This window comes from Jiella avicenniae (genome assembly GCF_021390325.1).
In the GTDB taxonomy this organism is placed as follows: domain Bacteria; phylum Pseudomonadota; class Alphaproteobacteria; order Rhizobiales; family Rhizobiaceae; genus Jiella; species Jiella avicenniae.
Map to the genome: position 1 here is coordinate 168,716 of NZ_JAJUWU010000001.1, position 18,179 is coordinate 186,894.

At 67.7% G+C, this 18,179-nt stretch carries 15 protein-coding genes; 9 read left to right on the forward strand and 6 right to left on the reverse strand.

The features are described from left to right. The first annotated feature begins 31 nt into the window (after nt 1-31). Genes ccoG through ccoS form a run of 4 tightly spaced genes read left to right on the forward strand, consistent with a single transcriptional unit; the run spans nt 32 to nt 4,641 of the window. Complete coding sequence (ccoG, locus tag LZD57_RS00880; RefSeq protein WP_233717227.1) at nt 32-1,597, forward strand: cytochrome c oxidase accessory protein CcoG; 1,566 nt, start codon at nt 32-34, stop codon at nt 1,595-1,597. Beyond that, on the forward strand, nt 1,594-2,076 hold the full coding sequence (locus LZD57_RS00885; protein WP_233717228.1) for a FixH family protein: 483 nt from the start codon (nt 1,594-1,596) through the stop codon (nt 2,074-2,076). The genes ccoG and LZD57_RS00885 overlap by 4 nt, the downstream gene beginning before the upstream one ends. Before the next feature lie 10 nt (nt 2,077-2,086). Continuing rightward, nucleotides 2,087-4,477, forward strand: coding sequence for a heavy metal translocating P-type ATPase (locus tag LZD57_RS00890; RefSeq protein WP_233717229.1), 2,391 nt, complete (start codon nt 2,087-2,089; stop codon nt 4,475-4,477). Next, a complete protein-coding gene (gene ccoS, locus LZD57_RS00895) occupies nt 4,474-4,641 on the forward strand; it encodes a cbb3-type cytochrome oxidase assembly protein CcoS (protein ID WP_233717230.1) in 168 nt (55 codons plus the stop codon). The genes LZD57_RS00890 and ccoS overlap by 4 nt, the downstream gene beginning before the upstream one ends. Before the next feature lie 125 nt (nt 4,642-4,766). Here ccoS and LZD57_RS00900 read toward each other — a convergent pair whose 3' ends face one another. The 5 genes from LZD57_RS00900 to ccoN all read right to left on the reverse strand — a co-directional run bounded on the left by LZD57_RS00900 (nt 4,767) and on the right by ccoN (nt 9,176). After that, a complete protein-coding gene (locus tag LZD57_RS00900; protein WP_233717231.1) occupies nt 4,767-5,426 on the reverse strand; it encodes a hypothetical protein in 660 nt (219 codons plus the stop codon). 220 nt (nt 5,427-5,646) lie between these two features. After that, complete coding sequence (gene ccoP / locus LZD57_RS00905) at nt 5,647-6,519, reverse strand: cytochrome-c oxidase, cbb3-type subunit III (protein ID WP_233717232.1); 873 nt, start codon at nt 6,517-6,519, stop codon at nt 5,647-5,649. A 3-nt stretch (nt 6,520-6,522) separates the two neighbouring features. Continuing rightward, nucleotides 6,523-6,678, reverse strand: coding sequence for a cbb3-type cytochrome c oxidase subunit 3 (locus LZD57_RS00910; protein ID WP_233717233.1), 156 nt, complete (start codon nt 6,676-6,678; stop codon nt 6,523-6,525). A 10-nt stretch (nt 6,679-6,688) separates the two neighbouring features. Further along, the gene (gene ccoO / locus LZD57_RS00915; protein ID WP_233717234.1) at nt 6,689-7,492 is read right to left on the reverse strand and encodes a cytochrome-c oxidase, cbb3-type subunit II; all 804 of its coding nucleotides are present in this window, start codon (nt 7,490-7,492) and stop codon (nt 6,689-6,691) included. Nucleotides 7,493-7,502: 10 nt separating this feature from the next. After that, nucleotides 7,503-9,176 (reverse strand): cytochrome-c oxidase, cbb3-type subunit I, encoded by a 1,674-nt coding sequence (gene ccoN / locus LZD57_RS00920; RefSeq protein ID WP_233717235.1) that lies wholly within the window; start codon nt 9,174-9,176, stop codon nt 7,503-7,505. Between the two features lie 179 nt (nt 9,177-9,355). Between ccoN and LZD57_RS00925 the strand changes: the two genes are divergently transcribed. From LZD57_RS00925 to LZD57_RS24105, 3 genes are all read left to right on the forward strand, one after another. After that, nucleotides 9,356-10,054 carry a hemerythrin domain-containing protein gene (locus LZD57_RS00925; RefSeq protein WP_233717236.1) on the forward strand — a complete coding sequence of 233 codons (699 nt, stop codon included), beginning with the start codon at nt 9,356-9,358 and terminating at the stop codon, nt 10,052-10,054. Between the two features lie 5 nt (nt 10,055-10,059). Further along, entirely contained in the window at nt 10,060-11,433 is a 1,374-nt protein-coding gene (gene hemN, locus LZD57_RS00930; protein WP_233717237.1) for an oxygen-independent coproporphyrinogen III oxidase, read from the forward strand. 263 nt (nt 11,434-11,696) lie between these two features. After that, nucleotides 11,697-13,922, forward strand: a complete 2,226-nt coding sequence (locus tag LZD57_RS24105) for a methyl-accepting chemotaxis protein (RefSeq protein WP_233717238.1) — start codon at nt 11,697-11,699, stop codon at nt 13,920-13,922. A gap of 37 nt (nt 13,923-13,959) precedes the next feature. On the opposite strand, the gene LZD57_RS00940 is transcribed toward LZD57_RS24105, so the two are convergent. Next, nucleotides 13,960-14,733 carry a Crp/Fnr family transcriptional regulator gene (locus LZD57_RS00940; protein ID WP_275949667.1) on the reverse strand — a complete coding sequence of 258 codons (774 nt, stop codon included), beginning with the start codon at nt 14,731-14,733 and terminating at the stop codon, nt 13,960-13,962. A 772-nt stretch (nt 14,734-15,505) separates the two neighbouring features. On the opposite strand from LZD57_RS00940, the gene LZD57_RS00945 reads away from it, so the two are divergent. Together LZD57_RS00945 and LZD57_RS00950 are read left to right on the forward strand one after the other, a co-directional pair. After that, entirely contained in the window at nt 15,506-16,867 is a 1,362-nt protein-coding gene (locus LZD57_RS00945) for a four-carbon acid sugar kinase family protein (RefSeq protein WP_233717239.1), read from the forward strand. A gap of 168 nt (nt 16,868-17,035) precedes the next feature. Continuing rightward, on the forward strand, nt 17,036-17,827 hold the full coding sequence (locus LZD57_RS00950) for an OmpA family protein (protein WP_233717240.1): 792 nt from the start codon (nt 17,036-17,038) through the stop codon (nt 17,825-17,827). Nucleotides 17,828-18,179 lie beyond the last annotated feature (352 nt).

The following is an 18,179-nucleotide window of genomic DNA, read 5'->3' on the forward strand; positions in this document are numbered from 1 at the left end:
CCGAAAGCGGCGGCCAAGCGGGAACCGTCCGATGCTGCAAGGCCCAGAGATCAACCAATACGACGTCGAGCCGGTCAATGCGCCGGTGCGCCAGCAGAGCCAGCCGCTCTATGCCAGGCGCGAGAAGATCCATCCGCGGCGGGCCGAGGGGAACTTCCGTCGACTGAAATGGATCGTCATGGCCGTCACCCTCGGCATCTACTACGTGACGCCGTGGCTGCGCTGGGACCGGGGGCCGTTCGCGCCGGACCAGGCGGTGCTGATCGATCTCGCCCATCGCCGTTTCTACTTCTTCTTCATCGAGATCTGGCCGCAGGAATTCATCTTCGTCGCCGGTCTCCTCGTCATGGCCGGCGTCGGGCTGTTCCTCGTCACCTCCGTCGTCGGCCGGGCCTGGTGCGGCTACACCTGCCCGCAGACCGTCTGGACCGATCTGTTCCTCGTGGTCGAGCGGTTCTTCGAGGGCGACCGCAACGCCCGGATCAAGCTCGACAAGGCGCCCTGGAGCCTCGACAAGATCCGCAAGCGCGTGATGAAGCACACGACCTGGCTGGTCATCGCGGTGGCCACCGGCGGCGCCTGGATCTTCTACTTCGCCGACGCGCCGACGCTGCTGCAGGACTTTCTCGAAGGCGACGCGCCCTTCGTCGCCTATTCGACCGTCGCCATCCTGACCGCCACCACCTACGTCTTCGGCGGCCTGATGCGCGAGCAGGTCTGCATCTACATGTGCCCCTGGCCGCGCATCCAGGCGGCGATGCTCGACGAGGATTCGCTGGTCGTCACCTACAACGACTGGCGCGGCGAGCCGCGCAGCCACGGCGCCAAGAAGGCCAAGGCCGCAGGACTCGCCGTCGGCGACTGCGTCGACTGCAATGCCTGCGTCGCCGTCTGCCCGATGGGCATCGACATCCGCGACGGGCAGCAGATGGCCTGCATCACCTGTGCGCTGTGCATCGACGCCTGCGACGGGGTGATGGACCGGCTGGGGCGCGAGCGCGGGCTGATCTCCTATGCCACGCTGAAGGACTACGACGCCAACATGGCGCTGGCGACCAACCCCGTCAGCGGCGCGATCGAGCCCGGCCGCGTGCGCGACGCCGACGGCCGCTTCGTCTCCGCCGTCCGGCATTTCGACTGGCACGTCTTCCTGCGGCCGCGCACGCTGATCTACACCGGCCTGTGGGTGGCGATCGGCCTCGGCATGCTGTTCATGCTGACGGCTCGCGAGCGTCTGGAACTCAACGTCCAGCGCGACCGCAACCCGGTCTATGTGCGGCTCAGCGACGGCTCGATCCGCAACGGCTACACCGTCAAGCTGCTCAACATGATCCCCGAGCCGCGCGAATTCGTGCTGAAGCTCGAAGGGCTGCCGGGCGCGGCGATGTTCTCCGACGAGCTGCACCAACCGGAAGGACGGAGCTTCGCCGTCACAGTCGATCCGGATCGCCTCCGGACCCTCAAGCTCTTCGTCGTCCAGCCGAAGGGCGAGGTCCAGCCCGGAACGACGGATTTCCGCTTCCGCCTCAACGACATGAACAGTTCCGAGAGCGCCTCATACGAGGCCGCCTTCGAGGCACCGGAGAAAGGCCGATGAGCATGAAGTCTTCCGCTCCCCGCGAATTCACCGGCCGGCACATGGCCCTCGTCATGGTCCTGTTCTTCGGCACGATCATCTCGGTGAACCTCACCATGGCCTATTTCGCCGAGACGACCTGGAGCGGGCTCGTCGTGCCGAACAGCTACGTCGCCAGCCAGACCTTCGACGTCGATACGGCAAAGCGCGAGCGGGAACTCGCCCGCGGCTGGAAGGCTGAAACCGCCTATGAGGCTGGCCGCTTTCGCCTGCGCCTGACCGACGCCGATGGAGCGCCGGTGAGGGGGGCGACTGTCACGGCTACCATCGGCCATCCGGTCAATGCCAATTTCGACCGCACGCTGACGCTCGGTCCGGACCCGAAGGGCGGCTATGCGGGCGAGACCGCGCTGACCGCCGGCCGCTGGGAGGCGCGGCTCGTCGTCGAAAGGCCGGGCGAGACCCCCTGGCACCGCGCCGTGCGTTTCAGCGTGCGCTGAGGAGGGGGCGATGAGCTGCTGCAGCCCGGCGCTCGCACTGGCGGAGAACGAGGAACGCGCGACCGGCGCCGATCTGCGCGGCGAGGAGCTGAAGCATGCCGGCCGCCTCGGCGTCGACGGTACGGCCACCTACGTCTTCTCCGTTCCGGCCGTCCACTGCGGCGCCTGCATCGCCGCCATCGAGGACGCTCTCAACCCGCTTGCGGGCGTCGCCTCGGCGCGTGTCAACCTGACGCTTCGCCGCCTGACCGTCGTCCTTTCGCCCGAAGGCGCCCCGTCCGGCACGACACCGTTTCGTCTCGTCGAGACGCTGCAGCGCCTCGGCTATCCGGCAACCCCCGTCGATCTCGGCGATCTAGAGCAGCTGGCGCGCGAAAAGGAGTCCGGCAAGCTGCTGCTGGCGCTCGGCATCGCCGGTTTCGCCGCGGCGAACGTCATGCTCCTGTCGGTCTCCGTCTGGTCCGGGGCGGACGAGGCGACGCGCGATCTCTTCCACCTGATCTCGGCGCTCATCGCGGTTCCCGCCGTGGCGATCTCCGGCCAGGTGTTCTTCCGCTCGGCCTTCGCGGCGCTCGGGGCAGGGCGGCTCAACATGGACGTGCCGATCTCGCTGGCGCTTCTCCTGTCGCTCGGCCTCAGCCTCTACGAGAGCCTTTCCGGCGGCAGTGAGGCCTATTTCGACGCGGCGGTGACGCTGACCTTCTTCCTGCTCGTCGGGCGCTATCTCGACCAGCTGATGCGCGAGCGGGCGCGCAGCGCCGTCCTCGGCATCGCCCGGCTCGCCGCCAAGGGGGCGACGCGGATCGTCGACGGTGACCTCGTCGTCGTCCCGATCGACGAGGTCACGCCGGGCATGCATCTGAGGGTGCCTGCGGGCGAGCGGATGCCCGTCGACGCCCGGGTAATCGCGGGCGCGAGCTATCTCGACCGCTCCCTCGTCACCGGCGAGAGCGAGCCGGTCTCGGCGACGGCGGGCATGCGCGTCGAGGCGGGCGTTCTCAACCTCACCGGCGCGCTCGACGTCGAGGCGATCAGCGGCGCGAAGGACTCCTTCCTCGCGGAGATGACGGCGATGATGGAGGCGGCCGAACAGGGCCGCGGCGCCTATGTGCGGATCGCGGACCGCATGGCGCGCCTCTACGCGCCGGCCGTGCATTGTCTCGCCGCCGCAGCCTTTCTCGGCTGGCTCGTCGCGACGGGGGGAGACTGGTATCAGGCCGTCACCGTCGCCATCGCCGTCCTCATCGTCACCTGCCCCTGCGCCTTGGGTCTCGCCGTGCCGGTCGTCCACGTCGTCGGCGCTTCGCGACTGTTTCAGGCCGGCATCCTGATGAAGGACGGCTCGGCGCTGGAGCGGCTCGCCGAGATCGACGCCGTCCTGTTCGACAAGACCGGCACGCTCACCACCGGAACGCCGCGGCTGTCGCGGACCGACGTCCTGTCCGGGACGGAGAACGCCGCGGCTCGGGCGCTCGCCGCGCGCTCCCACCATCCGGCCTCCCGGGCGATCCGGTCCGGGCTCGGCGCGGGCGTCGAACCCGAGCTGGAAGCGGTTCGCGAAATCGCCGGCTCCGGCGTCGAGGCGTTGGTCGACGGGCGGCGCGCCCGGCTCGGCCGGCCCGGCTGGGTCGCCGAAATTGCCGCGGCCGATGGGCCGCGCGGCGACGAAGGGCTCGGCCATGGCATCGAGGAGAACCGCAGGCGCGGTGAGAAGGGCAGCGTCGCTTTCGCCTTCGAAGGCGCCCCGATCTCGACTTTCAGCCTCGACGAGGCCGTTCGCGAGGGGGCGGTGCCGGCGCTCGCGACGCTTCGCGACGCCGGGCTGTCCGTCGAGCTTCTGTCCGGCGACGGCGAAGCGCCGGTGCGGCGCCTTGCCGGCATGCTCGGCATCGAGCGGGCGGCCTGCCGCCAGAGCCCGGCGGACAAGATCGCCCGCATCCATGCGCTCCAGGGGGAGGGCCACCAGGTGCTGATGGTCGGCGACGGGCTGAACGATGCGCCGAGCCTTGCGGCCGGCAACGTCTCGATGGCGCCGGCCTCGGCCTGCGACGCCGGCAGGCTCGCCGCCGACTTCGTCTTCACCCGCGAAAGCCTTTGCGCCGTGCCCTTCGCCGTCGATGTCGCGAGGCGGGCGAAAACCCTGGTCAAGACCAACTTCGCCCTCGCCATTCTCTACAATGCGGTCGCGGTTCCCCTGGCGATGGCCGGCCTCGTCACGCCGCTCGTCGCGGCGATCGCCATGTCGGCCTCTTCGATCGTCGTCGTCGCCAACAGCCTTCGCCTTGCGCGCGCGAAGCGCCGGGGCGGTCCCTTGGCCGGCGACGTTCCCGGACGGAAGACCGTTGCTGCCACCGCCGCCGAGACGGCGCCGGAGGGCAAGCCGCTGGAGCTGCCCGCATGACCGCGCTCGTCTTCCTCGTCCCGATCGCTCTCTTTCTCGGTCTTCTCGGCCTCGGCGCCTTTTTCTGGGCGCTGAAGAGCGGCCAGTACGAGGACGTCGACGGCGCCGCCTGGCGGGCACTGCAGGACGAGGATGTTCATCAGCCCGGCAAGGCGAGGGATTGACCCGCGCGAAATGCTCCGCGCAGAGGCCCGAACCGGGCCGGGTGACGGGCCGCACTCTGCACGGCACACTGCGGCAAGAGTTGAAGTCCCGCGCGGCTCCCTGACCCGCGGCGGGCGCCCGTCGGCTACCGCAGGAGAAGACGCATCCGGGCGTAACGTCTCACGACGGCGTCACCATAGCTCGCATTCTTCGTGATCTCCGCCCGCGTCGGCTCCTTGCCACGATTGTAACGCGTCGCCACGACGCGCGCGTCTTCGACCGTAAGGGGACGCGCGAAACCATCGTGGTCGGCCAATGCGCTGAGATGCCTCGCCGCAAGATCGACGTTGATTCCGTCGTGTTCCAGGCAGGCGCCGAGCTGGCGAAGCGATTTCGTATCCATGTCTCTCGCCTTCGCGCCGATGGTTTCCGCAGCGACTTCGAGCTGCATGCTCACCGAGCCGAAGGAGGTCTTTTCGGGCGGCTTCGAGACGCCGAGAGAGCCGTCGATCGTTTCACCGGCACGCGAGACGACGGTCCTGACCTCGAAGGCGAGCCGATCGATGAAAGTCGGGTCCCCTGCGACCTCGATCCAGGCGACCCCTGCGACGAGTTCGGGCGGCAGATCATGGCGCTTCGCTGCCGCGAGAATGCCGGCTCGATTGTATCGGACCCATTCATCCTTGAAAGCGAAAAGATAATCCTTCCCACCGCCGAGGACCGAGGGCGCAAGCTTCCACTTCGCCAGGTCGCGGACCGACCATTTCCTGAAATTGATCTCCGCTTCGCATCTCGGCTGGGGCATGCCGGCCCTCCATTGGCGAGATCGGTTGCGCGCCGATGCAAGTTATGCACGTAAAAATTGAAATCGCAACGGGATAGGCATCGTTCTCCCGAGGGCACGGCCGGGACCATGAATACAAATGCCGTTTCCCACACGGTCCGGCATCGTCGCCGACGCCAAACGGCCCCCGCCATCGCTGGCAGGGGCCGCATCTCGTATTCGGCAGGCTTGCCGGATCGGTCTACTGGCCGCCGCCGAGGCTGTGGACGTAGACCGTCAGTTCCTTCACCGTGGTCTCGCCGAGGCGCTCTTCCCAGGCCGGCATCACCCCGTGGCGAGGGGCAGTGACCTGCCGGAGGACGTCGGCCTTCGAGCCGCCATAGAGCCAGATCGCGTCGTTCAGCGCCGGCGCGCCGACTTCCTTCATGCCTTCGCCCGTCTCGCCGTGACAGGCGGCGCAGTTGTCGGCGAAGACCGCCTGGCCCTTTTGCGCAGCCGCCTCGTCGCCGGCATTGCCGGCCAAGGAGAGGACGTATTCGGCGACGTCGCCGATCTGCTCGCGGTCGAGGATGCCGTCGCGGCCGAAGGCCGGCATCTCGGAAATCCGCGTGTCGTCGTCGGTCGCATAGCGGATGCCGTGCTGAAGCGTCGTGTGGATGGTGTCGAGCGAACCGCCCCACAGCCAGGCGTCGTCGTTGAGGTTCGGATAGCCCGGCCCGCCTTCCGCGCCCGAGCCGTGGCACTGGACGCAGTTGACCTTGAAGGCCGCCCGGCCGCCGGCGATCGCCATCGTGCGCAGATCCGGATCGGCCTCGATCTCCTCGACGGAGAGCGCGGCGATCCGTTCGAGCTGGCCCGCCCGGGCGGCATCGGCGGCGGCGGTCGCCTCGGCCAGCTGGCCGCGGCTCGACCAGCCGAGCAGGCCGGAGGTGGCGGAGTTCACCAGCGGCCAGGCGGGGTAGAGGATCGTATAGACGAGCGCGAAGGCGATCGTGGCGTAGAAGGTCCACAGCCACCAGCGCGGCAGCGGGTTGTTGAGTTCCTTGATGCCGTCCCAGGAGTGGCCCGTGGTCTCGACACCGGTGATCTGATCGACGTCCCTGGTCTCGGCCATGGGTCAGTCCTCCTTCAAGGGAATGGCGGCGGCCTCGTCGGCCGCCCGGCGGGCGCCTGGGCGCAGCACGAAGCCGACGACGCCGAGGAAGAAGAGGGCCATTGCGAGCAGCCCCCAGGAGTCGGCGAAAGCGCGCATGGCGTGATAGTCGAAGTCCATCGTCGCCTCCTCAGCGCTGGTTTTCTTGCGGGTCGTAGGCCGAGAAATCGACCAGCGTGCCGAGCATCTGCAGATAGGCGACGAGGGCGTCCATCTCCGTCAGGCGCTGGGGATTGCCGTCGAAATCGGCGACGACCGCCTTGGGATAGCGGGCGAGCAGCCCGGAGGTGTCGCCGTCCGGATCGACCTGCGCCTTGAGATCGGCCGAAGCATTCTCGACCATCGCGTCGTCATAGGGCACGCCGACGGCCCGGTTCGCCGCCAGATGTCCGGCCGGATCCTGCATGTCGAGATCGGCATTCAGGAGGAAGCCGTAGGACGGCATGATCGATTCCGGCACGACGGAGCGCGGATCGGTCAGATGCTGCACCTGCCACTCGTTGGAATAGCGTCCGCCGACCCGGGCGAGGTCCGGCCCGGTGCGCTTGGACCCCCACTGGAACGGATGATCGTACATCGATTCCGCCGCCAGCGAGTAATGGCCGTAGCGCTCGGTCTCGTCCCGGAAGGGGCGGATCATCTGACTGTGACAGTTGTAGCAGCCCTCGCGCAGATAGATGTTGCGGCCGGCGAGCTCGAGCGGCGAATAGGGCCGCACCCCTTCCACTTTCTCGATGGTGTTCTCGAGATAGAAGAGCGGGGCGATCTCGACGATGCCGCCGATCGTCACCACCAGGAGCGACAGGACGAGGAGCAGCGTGGCGTTGCGCTCGATCTTGCCGTGATGGGCGAGGATGCCCCTGGCGATGGGATCGGCCTTCAGTTCCGGCCGGGCGCCGTCGAGGGCGGGATTGCCGTTGTTCTTGTCGGTCATCTCTGTGTCCTCACTCGGCCGGCTGCAGCGTCCGGGCGCCGCCCATCGGCACCTCGCGGCGGACGTCGCCGCGGATGGTCTTGTAGACGTTGAAGGCCATGATCAGCGCTCCGACGAGGAACATCGCCCCGCCCAGCATGCGCAGGATGTAGTAGGGGTGCATGGCTGCGACGGTCTCGGCGAAGGAATAGACGAGGTAGCCGTCCTCCCCGTATTCGCGCCACATCAGGCCCTGCATGATGCCCGAGACCCACATGACGGCGGCGTAGACGACGATGCCGAGGGTGGCGAGCCAGAAGTGCCAGTTGACGAGGCGCAGCGAGTAGAGCCGCTCGCGGCCCCAGAGCTTCGGCGTCAGATGATAGACGGCGCCGAAGGAGATCATCCCGACCCAGCCGAGGGCGCCGGAATGGACGTGGCCGATGGTCCAGTCGGTGTAGTGCGAGAGCGAGTTCACCGACTTGATCGACATCATCGGACCCTCGAAGGTCGACATGCCGTAGAAGGCGATGGAGATCACCATCATCCGCAGCACCGGGTCGGTGCGCAGCTTGTCCCAGGCCCCCGACAGCGTCATCAGGCCGTTGATCATGCCGCCCCAGGAGGGCATCCACAGCATGATCGAGAAGACCATCCCGAGGGTCTGAGCCCAGTCGGGCAGGGCGGTGTAGTGGAGGTGATGCGGGCCGGCCCAGATGTAGAGGAAGATCAGCGCCCAGAAGTGGATGATCGACAGGCGGTAGGAATAGACCGGCCGGTTGGCCTGCTTCGGAACGAAGTAGTACATCATCCCGAGGAAGCCGGCGGTGAGGAAGAAGCCGACCGCGTTGTGGCCGTACCACCACTGGGTCAGCGCGTCCTGGACGCCGGAAAAGGCCGAGTAGCTCTTGGCGCCGACGAAGGAGACCGGCAGCGACAGGTTGTTGACCACGTGCAGCATCGCGATGGTCACGATGAAGGCGAGGTAGAACCAGTTGGCGACGTAGATGTGCGGTTCCTTGCGCTTCACCAGCGTGCCGAGGAAGACCGCGAGATAGGCGACCCAGACGATGGTGAGCCACAGATCGACGTACCATTCCGGCTCGGCATATTCCCGCCCCTCGGTGATGCCGAGGAGATAGCCGGTCGCCGCCATGACGATGAACAGCTGGTAGCCCCAGAACACGAACCAGGCGAGATTGCCGCCCCACAGCCGTGCCCGGCAGGTGCGCTGGACGACGTAGAAGGACGTCGCGATCAGCGCGTTGCCGCCGAAGGCGAAGATCACCGCCGAGGTGTGGAGCGGCCGCATGCGGCCGAAATTGAACCAGGGCTGGATGTTGAGATCCGGCCAGGCGAGCTGCGAGGCGATGACGACGCCGACGAGAAAGCCGACGACGCCCCAGAACACCGTCGCGACGACGCCGTAGCGGACGACGTCGTCCATGTAGGCCACGGACGCGGCGCTCTCGCTTCGCGTCGTCGCGACGCCGCCCGGCCTCGCGCCGGAGCCGTCCGCCCGCAGCGGGATCATCTTGTCGCCGGAAAAGTCGATCCGGCGCATCAGCACGATCGTCGCCAGCGCCAGGACGACGAACAGCACATAGGCATGTGCCCTGAATGGCTCGTCCGCCGCAAAGCCGGCGCCGAGCAGCGCCAGGAACGCGGCAAGACCGACGAGCATCGTCTCGGTCGTGTATTTCATCGAATTAACCCACCCTCGCTCGAACCGGCGGCAAGCGGCGGCCGGAGCGGCCGGGCCGAACGCCGGGATCGAAATTGCACTTGTCAGCTTCCGCAGGGGCGCGCCTTGACCTGGATCAAGGACGTCCCGGAGCCGATCGGCGAGACAGATCGCGTGATCATCGCCATCGGAGCCGCGCCATGACGTTCCAGCCCCGGTCCCAGTCCCCGGACGAGTTTCCGGCCGAAGTCTCGTACCAAGGCGTCGAGAGCGCCATCGTCGTCTTCCACCCCGCTGCGACCCGCGTCAGGACGGCACGGCCGGTGCCGAGCGGGACCGGCTTCGGCGCCGCCCCGGCGGCTGCGGGATCCGAGGTCGCCGCGGCGCTGTCGCGTCAGCTCGCGGCCCAGCGCCGGCTCTGCGATGCGCTGGAGGCGATCGCCGACGGCCTGCCGGACGATCTCGACGCCCAGCAGACGCTGCATGTCGCCCGCTCCATCGGGTCGGGCATTCGCCGCGCCCACCGTTTCGAGGAAGACACCGTCTTTCCGCTGCTCGAAAGGAGCCGCGATGCGTCCCCGGAACTGTTCGCGACGCTGCAGCGCCTGCATTTCGAGCATTGGGAGGACGAGAGCTTCGGCGACGAGCTGGCCGAAAAGCTGATCGACTACGTCAGGACGAGGGCGGCTGAGCAGCGGGGCGGCAAAGTCCCGCAGGCCGCTTCGCAGCGACGCGGACGGGGAGCGTTCGGCATCGTCGCCGCCGAACCGAACGGATCGGCGAAGAACCCGGCGGCAGAAGCGCTCGGCTACATGCTGCGGGGCTTCTTCGAAGGGCTTCGGCGGCACATCGCCTTCGAGGAGGAACATCTCGTTCCGCTTCTGGCGAAGATGGGGTGAAGCCGATGACGGCGTTCAGGACCACGATCGACCACCGCGCGGTGCTCGCCCGCTACGGCGCCGAGGTGCCGCGCTACACCAGCTATCCGACGGCGCCGCATTTTTCCCAGGGCGTCGGCCGGGCTTCGTGGGCCGAACTCTGCCGCGGGCTTGGTCCGGCCGAGCCGGTCTCCGTCTATCTGCACATTCCCTTCTGCGACCGGCTGTGCTGGTTCTGCGGCTGCCACACCAAGCAGACCCGGCGCTACGACCCTGTCGAGGCCTATGTCGGCTCGCTCGTTCAGGAGATCGCCGCCTTCCGTCGCCGCCTCGGCTTCCCGCCGCGGCTCGGCGCGCTGCATCTCGGCGGCGGCTCGCCGAGCTTCGTCCGGGCGGACGACGTGAAACGCCTGTCCGAGGCGCTTCACGCCGCCTTCGACTTTGCCGCGGACGCCGAGATCAGCGTCGAGATCGACCCGTCCGACGTGACGGACGAGACGCTGGCGGGTCTGCGCGCCCTGGAGGTCACCCGGGTCTCGATCGGCGTCCAGGATTTCGACCCTGCCGTCCAGACGGCGATCAACCGGCCGCAGAGCTTCGAGCAGACGCGGGACGTCATCGCGAAGCTGCGCGCTTCCGGCCTCGTCTCGATCAACATCGACGTGCTCTACGGCCTGCCGCTGCAAACGCCGGAGCGGCTCGATGCGACGGTCGACAAGGTGGTCGCGCTCCGGCCGGAGCGCGTGGCCCTGTTCGGCTACGCCCACGTGCCGCATGTGAAGAAGCACCAGACGATGATCCGCGAGGAGGATCTGCCAGGGCCGGAAGCACGCCTCGCGGACGCCGCGCGCGCGTCGGAGGCATTCCGCGGCGCCGGCTACGAGGCGATCGGCATCGACCATTTCGCGCTGCATGGCGACCGGCTCGCCAAGGCCGCGCGCGCGGGGACGCTGCGCCGCAACTTCCAGGGCTATACGGCCGATCCCTGCGACACGCTGATCGGCTTCGGCGCCTCGGCGATCTCGAGCTTTGCCGGCGGCTACGTCCAGAACACGGTGCCGACCGGCCTCTACCAGGGCCGCGTCGCCGCGGGCGAGCCGGCCGCCGAACGCGGCTACCGCCTGACGCCCGACGACGTCGTCCGCGCCCACATGATCGAGCGGCTGATGTGCGACTTCGCGCTCGATCTGGATGCGCTGTCGGCGCGCTTCGGCTCCGCCGCCGAGCCCTATGTCCGCGAGGCCCTGCGTCTGGCGGCGAGCGATCCGGACGGGCTGGTGAAGGTCGACGGCCGCCGCTTCGCCATCCGCCCCGCGGCAAGAAGCCTCGCCCGCACCGTCGCCTCGTGGTTCGACGCTCATCTCCAGAGCGGCGCGGCGCGCTATTCGAAGGCGGTGTGACGGGCGGGGCTCAGGAACAGACGCCTCGCTTCCGGTCGAATGATCCGCGCCATGAGGCCGCCGGTCGGTGTTTGCGCCGTCACGTCGGGGTGCTGGGCTCGGTAAGCCGAGATTAAAGGGATTAATGGGTTAGGCTTATGAATTCTATGGCGTCTTTCTGAAAAGGGTTTCTCTGGACATTAGGTGGAGATTAAGCGGGTGAGAGTATTTCTCCGGCAAAGGCCGCGCGTTGTCGCGGCCCGCGTCGATGAAAGGTCTTTGCCGTGCGTCTCTCCGATCTCAAAATATCCCGCCGCATTGGAATCGTCGCGTCCATTTCGATCATTGGGATGCTGGGTCTGGCCACGACCTTCGTCGTCGAGCGGAGCATTCGGTCGGCCTATGACGATGCGGCGGATCGAGCCATGGAGACCGAACGCCTGATCGATCAGGTGGAGATTGCCTTTCTGGAAGAGCGGCGAAGCGAAAAGGACTTCTTTCTTCGCAAGGACATGACGTATGCCGACGGGCACGAAACCGTGGCGTCGGAGCTGGAGGCGGAGCTCGCCTCTCTGTCGGGCATGATCGACGCCACGGAGCAACTGAGCCCGCTTGCGAGCGATGTCACGCGGATGGTCTCGCTCTTCGCGGATTATCGCCGGCAGTTCGGCGAAGCCGTCGAGGTGACCCAGGCCCTGGGTCTCGACGAGACCAGCGGTCATCAAGGCGCGTTGCGGGCGGCCGTTCACTCGCTCGAGGACACGTTGAACAAACTCGGCGACCCCGAACTCCAGGTCATGATGCTCATGCTGCGTCGGCACGAAAAGGACTTCATGCTGCGCGGCGATCCCAAATACATCGGCAAGCTTCAGGATCAGCTCGCCCAGATACGCGCGCTGCCGGTGGCTCGTTTCGGCGCGCCGGACTCTTATCGGGCGGCGATGGACGATCTTCAGAGCTACGAGTCGAGCTTTCTGGCGTTCACCAAGGCGACGATTGCCTCGGCTGAACTCCGCAATCAGCTCAGCGACACGTTCAGCAAGATCGAGCCGCTGTTCGAAACCGTCAACGCGGCCGTCTCCAGTGCCCGTGTCGATGCCAACACCCAAAGCGCCTGGATCTCTTCGCTCGCGTTGAAGGCGATGATAGGATCGGCAGTTTTCCTCGTCTTGCTGATCGCCGCGATTCTCTTCGTCGTCGGCCGCTCCGTCACGCTGCCTTTGGGCCTGACGGCCGTGGCGATGCGGAAATTTGCCGAAGGTGACACGACGGCAGTGTTGCCCGACGCCGATCGCAGGGACGAGATCGGCGACATGGTTCGTGCTCTCCACGTCTTCCGCAAGGCCGAAGAGGAGAAGCGCTGGCTGGAAGCCGAAGCGCTGGAGGCGGGCCGTACGTCCGCAGAGCAACGGCGTCGAGCCGAGCTTGCTGCGACGGAAGAGGCGCGCCGGGAGTTCATCCGGAACGTCTCTCCCGCCTTCACGGCACTGTCGAACGGCGATCTTACCGTTCGGATGGAACGCAGCCGGATGGTCGGGTTCGAGGAGATCTGTGACCAGTTCAACGCATCGATCCAAAGCCTCGAGGAGGTGATTGCCGCGGTCGTTTCCGCCTCGGGGTCGATCCATGTCGGGCTCGACGAAATCAACATCGCCTCGAACGACTTGGCACGGCGTACCGAACAGCAGGCCGCGAGCCTGGAAGAAACGGTGGCGGCGCTGTCTGAAGTGACGAAGGGGGTGAATGAGACGGCCGATGGCGCCGCCCGGGCCCACGACTCTGCCCTGCAGGCTCAACGCAATGCCGAAAAGGGCGGGAACATCGTTTCCCAGGCCGTCAATGCGATGACCCAGATCGAAAAGTCCTCCGACCAGATCGGTCAGATCATCACGGTCATCGACGAGATCGCCTTCCAGACGAACCTCCTCGCACTCAACGCGGGCGTCGAGGCGGCACGGGCCGGCGAGGCGGGCAAAGGCTTCGCGGTGGTCGCACAGGAGGTGCGGGGGCTTGCCCAGCGTTCCGCCGAAGCGGCCAAGGAGATCAAGGCATTGATCTCGGCTTCGGGCGAGGAGGTCCAAAGCGGCGTGCAACTCGTGACGGCCTCCGGCCAATCGTTGAACGAAATCGTCGCCCAGGTGGCGGAGATGTCGGCGATCGTCATGCAGATCGCCAAAGGTGCCCGCGAGCAGAGCACAAGCCTGAAGGAGGTCTCGGCCGCTGCCGACCAGATGGACAAGGTCACGCAGCAGAACGCCGCGATGGTCGAAGAAGCGACCGCAGCGGCCCAGGCCCTCGGAAAGGAGACCGACAGTCTCTCCCATCTCACGGGCCGCTTCAAAACGGCTGCGTCCCGGACAGGACAGGCAGGTCGGTTCGGGGCCACGCCGGAAAGCCGTGCCCCGGCGAGGCGCGCGGTCCCGGCCGATCGGTCCGTTCCCCAGCTCAGGGTCGTTGGAACGGGCGGAGCCGCGCCGAAAGCCGACGCAAAGGCATGGGAAGAGTTCTGATTGGAAACAGAGCCCGTATTCCGCTTCTCCGTCGTCCCTACTCCCCGTCCACCTCGCACCGTGCTCTCAGCCGGCCGAGGTCCGGCACCGTCACCATCCGGTTGTTCTCGACGACGATGACGCCGGCCTTTCTCAGCCTGGTGATCTGGCGGCTGACCGTTTCGATGGTGAGGCCGAGGAAGTCGGCGATGTCGGCCCGCTTCAGGGGAATTTCGAAGCGAATCGGCTGGTGGCGGTCCTTCGCCTCGGGATCGACGTTCTCGGCGATCATCAGCAGGAAGCTCGCCACCTTTTCCGCCGCGGTCTTGCGGCCGAGGGCGAAGATCCATTCGCGCGCTTCGTCGAGTTCGTCGAGCGCCTGCTGGTAGAGCCGGCGTTCGAGATCGGGCGACCGGGCGATCATCTCGTCCATGACCTCCCTCGGAAAGCTGCACAGCTTCACCTCGCTCGCGGCCTCGGCGGTCACGTCGCTCGTGGGACGGAACGGCCGGCCGACGAAATCCGGCGCGAACTGCAGGCCGACGATCTGCTGGCGCCCGTCGGCCATCAGCCGGGTGAGTTTCACGACGCCGGACAGAATGTTGGAATAATGCCTGACGTTCTCGCCGGCCGAGACGAGCGCGCCGTCGCTTTCGACCGTCTGCTTGACGGTCTGCCGGCTGAGCCGGGTCAGTTCCTGCGGCGTCAGCGCGCCGCAGACCCCGCGATGGCGCGCCTCGCAGGCGCGGCAGACCGCCGGGACATCGGAATTGTGGACGTCGAGGCGCGGCGCCCCGCCCATCGCGTTTGCTGTGGGCAAATCGTTGCTCATGGTCCCGCCAACGCGCATGAGGGGGCCCGATCTGTCAATCGGAAATCATACCTGCTCAGGGGGATCGCTCGAAGGCAGGTGCCATCGATGACGCTTCGATCTCCCCCCTTGCGGGGGAGATGGGTGGCAACCCAGAGGGGGGTCTCGCGCCACTCTCCAGCAGTCCGGCGCTTGGTCACCCCCCTCTGCCTGCCGGCATCTCCCCCGCAAGGGGGAAGATCAGGCCAACCGCCAGCCTGGGCCCGGCTTCGAGCGATTGCCCTGGGCGATCGCCGACGGCGCTTGCGATTGCCCTGCATGCCTGTTGGCCGCGCCGTGGCACGATCCTCGACTGCCGATCCCGACCCGTCGCGATGGCTGGAGCCATCCCTGCGGCGCGGCGGACGACGGCTTCTCTCGCGTCGTCCGGGTGGTCCGGCGCCTTGCCGGCGTCGGCCACAACCATGTAAACGGCATTGCCAACGAGTTCTGGGAATGGGTGACGGCCTCGTCGCCTCTGCGCGGGCTGCCTGACCTTGACGACGAAAAGCCATCCGAACGTCGTCATGCCGGCGTTCTCCTCCGGCCAGACGGCAAGACGAGCCGCTCCGGTTCCGGCGCGCCTCGCTTCGGGCGAGCTCTTCCTCCGTGCCGGCTGCGTCGCCCATCCCGGCCGGATCGTAGCCGGCATCGGGTCCTCCGGGCGAGGCTTCGACGCCGCAATCGCTGGAGGTCCTCTCGGCGAAGCCTCCAAACGCGCCCCCGAACCGGCCGAGGCCGCGGAGACGTTTTCATGACGACCGGAACCGTGATGCTGGCCTTCTACGGCGACGATTTCACCGGGTCCACCGACGCTCTGGAAGTGACCGCCCTGGCGGGACTGCCGACCGTCCTCTTCACCCGGGTGCCGGGCACGGAAGATCTTCGGCGCTTTGCCGGTTATCCCGTCGTCGGCATTGCCGGGACGGCGCGCTCGCAGTCGCCCGAGTGGATGGAGGCGCATCTTCCCGCCCGTTTCGAGGCGCTGGCCCGGCTGTCGCCGCGGATCATTCAGTACAAGGTGTGCTCGACCTTCGATTCCTCGCCGCGGACCGGCTCGATCGGCCGGGCGATCGACATCGGCAGCCGGTTCGTCCCGGCCGACTGGTCGCCGAGCATCGTCGGGGCGCCGCATCTCGGCCGCTGGCTCGTCTTCGGCAACCTCTTCGCTGCGACGGGGGGCACGCGCTACCGGATCGACCGCCATCCGACCATGTCGCGCCATCCCGTCACGCCGATGCGGGAGAGCGATCTGCGGCTGCACCTCAAAGAGCAGACCGAGCGCCGGATCCTCGGCATCGACATCGCCAGCCTGGCGCGGGGCGAAGCCGAGGCCGAGCGCGAGAAGGCCCGGGCGGAGCGCGCGGTCACCTTCGTCGACGTCGCCGACGACGTCTCCCAGCGCGCGGCCGGCCGCCTCGTCTGGGAAGGGGCGGGAGAGGGGATCTTCAGCGCCTCGTCCTCCGGCCTGCAATACGCCCTCGTCGCCCATTGGCGCGAGACGGGCATCCTGCCGCCGGAAGCGCCGGCCTTTCCGCCGGCTGCGGCGGTGGATCGCCTGCTGGTCCTGTCGGGAAGCTGCTCGCCGGTCACCGCCGAGCAGATCGCCGGGGCCGAGGCGGCCGGCTTCGCCGCGATCCGGCTCGACGTCGCGGCGGCGGTCGATGCCGCGCGGCAGGAGGGCGAAGTCGCGCGCATCATGGAGGCCGCGACGGCCGCCTTCGCGACCGGCAGGAGCGTCGTCGTCTTTGCCGCGAAGACCGTCGACGATCCGGCCTTCGTCGCTTTGAAGGAGCGAGCCGGCACCGACGCGGCCAGCTTCTCGGCCGCCCAGGACGCGATCGGCCGCACCCTCGGCATCGTCGCGGCGCGGGCCGTACCGGCCTTCGGCCTGCAGCGCATCGTGGTCGCCGGCGGCGACACGTCCGGCCGGGTGCTGGAGTCGATCCCGGTCGTGGCGCTGGAGGTCGCCCATCCGCTGGGTCGCGGGGCACCGATCTGCCGCTGCCACGGCACCGAGGCCGCCTTCGACGGCCTGCAGGTGGTCCTCAAGGGCGGCCAGATCGGCCAGCCCTCGCTCTTCGTCGATGCGCTCGAAGGCACAGCGCGAGGCTGACCCGTCGGGCAGGGTCGAAGCCGTTCGGGCCGAAGGTTGACAGGACGGCCGCGACAGATAATCTGACCTTGGGGAAGCTTGACGCCTGGCCACCGGCGTCGATGGCTGCCCGCATCGTCGGGATGCCTTCGGTCGGTGAGTCGCGCGAACGAAGATGGATCAGACGGCATGAGCGGCATGACGAAAGCCCATCGGGCCGAAACGCCGGCGCCCCGCCTTTCGAAGGTGCAGGATCTTTCATCGAGACGGGTTGCGGCGAAAGCGATCCGGCGACATCCGGCCGGCCACTTGGCCCAGTTCGCCCGGACCATCGGCTTCGCCATGATTTTGGGTGGGGCCTCCGCCGGCCATGCCCAGGAACTGAAATCGATCGACCTCGACACCATGCTCGCCGAGCCTGCCGGACCGGCGCTCGGCGATTGCCTCGCCGGCAAGAGCGAAGGCTGCGGCGGGAAGGCGGCCGAGGCCGCCCGCAGCTTCAGCCGCAACGAGCTGTGCGATCTGAAGATCGTCGCCGGCAACGAGTGCGCGAAGGCGGCGCCCGCCAATGCCGAGCTCGCCGCGGGAGAGCGGACGCGGCTGTTGATCGTCGAGGAAGATCCGGCGGCCGAGGCGCCCCTGCCGTCGATCGACGTCGAGATCCTCTTCGCCTACGGCTCCGCCGAGCCGCTGCCGGCCTCCGGGACCGAGCTGCAGGACCTCGCCCGGCTGGTCACCGATCAGCGCTTTTCGAAGGATCGTTTCGTCGTCATCGGCCACACCGATGCGGCCGGCAGCGAGACCTACAACCAGGTCCTGTCGACGCAGCGCGCTGCGTCGGTCCGCGATCGGCTGGTGTCGCTGACCGGCGCCGGGCCGGAGCGTTTCGTCGTCGCCGGGCGGGGCGAGAGCGATCTGAAGGACCAGGCCGACCCGCTCGCCGCGCAGAACCGGCGGGTGCAGATCGTTCTCTTGAAGTGACCGCCGCAAGGCGCCTCGGCCGGGGCGCGGCATCGGCCGGGCGGTCGAGGCAGCGGACGGCCGGGCGATCCTTCGGCACCGACGCGATCGGTCGAGGCGGATCGACAGCATGTGCGTATCCTTGCCGCCCTCCTGATCCTCGTCGCCCTGATGCCGCCCCGGCCCGCATCGGCGGACGACCGGGCGATCGTCGGGATGCCGGTTGTGGGAACTCTTCCCGATTCCCGGGAAACCGCGCTCGCCGGGTTTATACTTCGCGCGTGAAGCGGCATATTGGTAGTGGCGGGATGCGATCTGTTCCTGCGGGTTCGCCGCGGGAGAGAGCATCCACAATGCAAACGGGAGAGAGAGC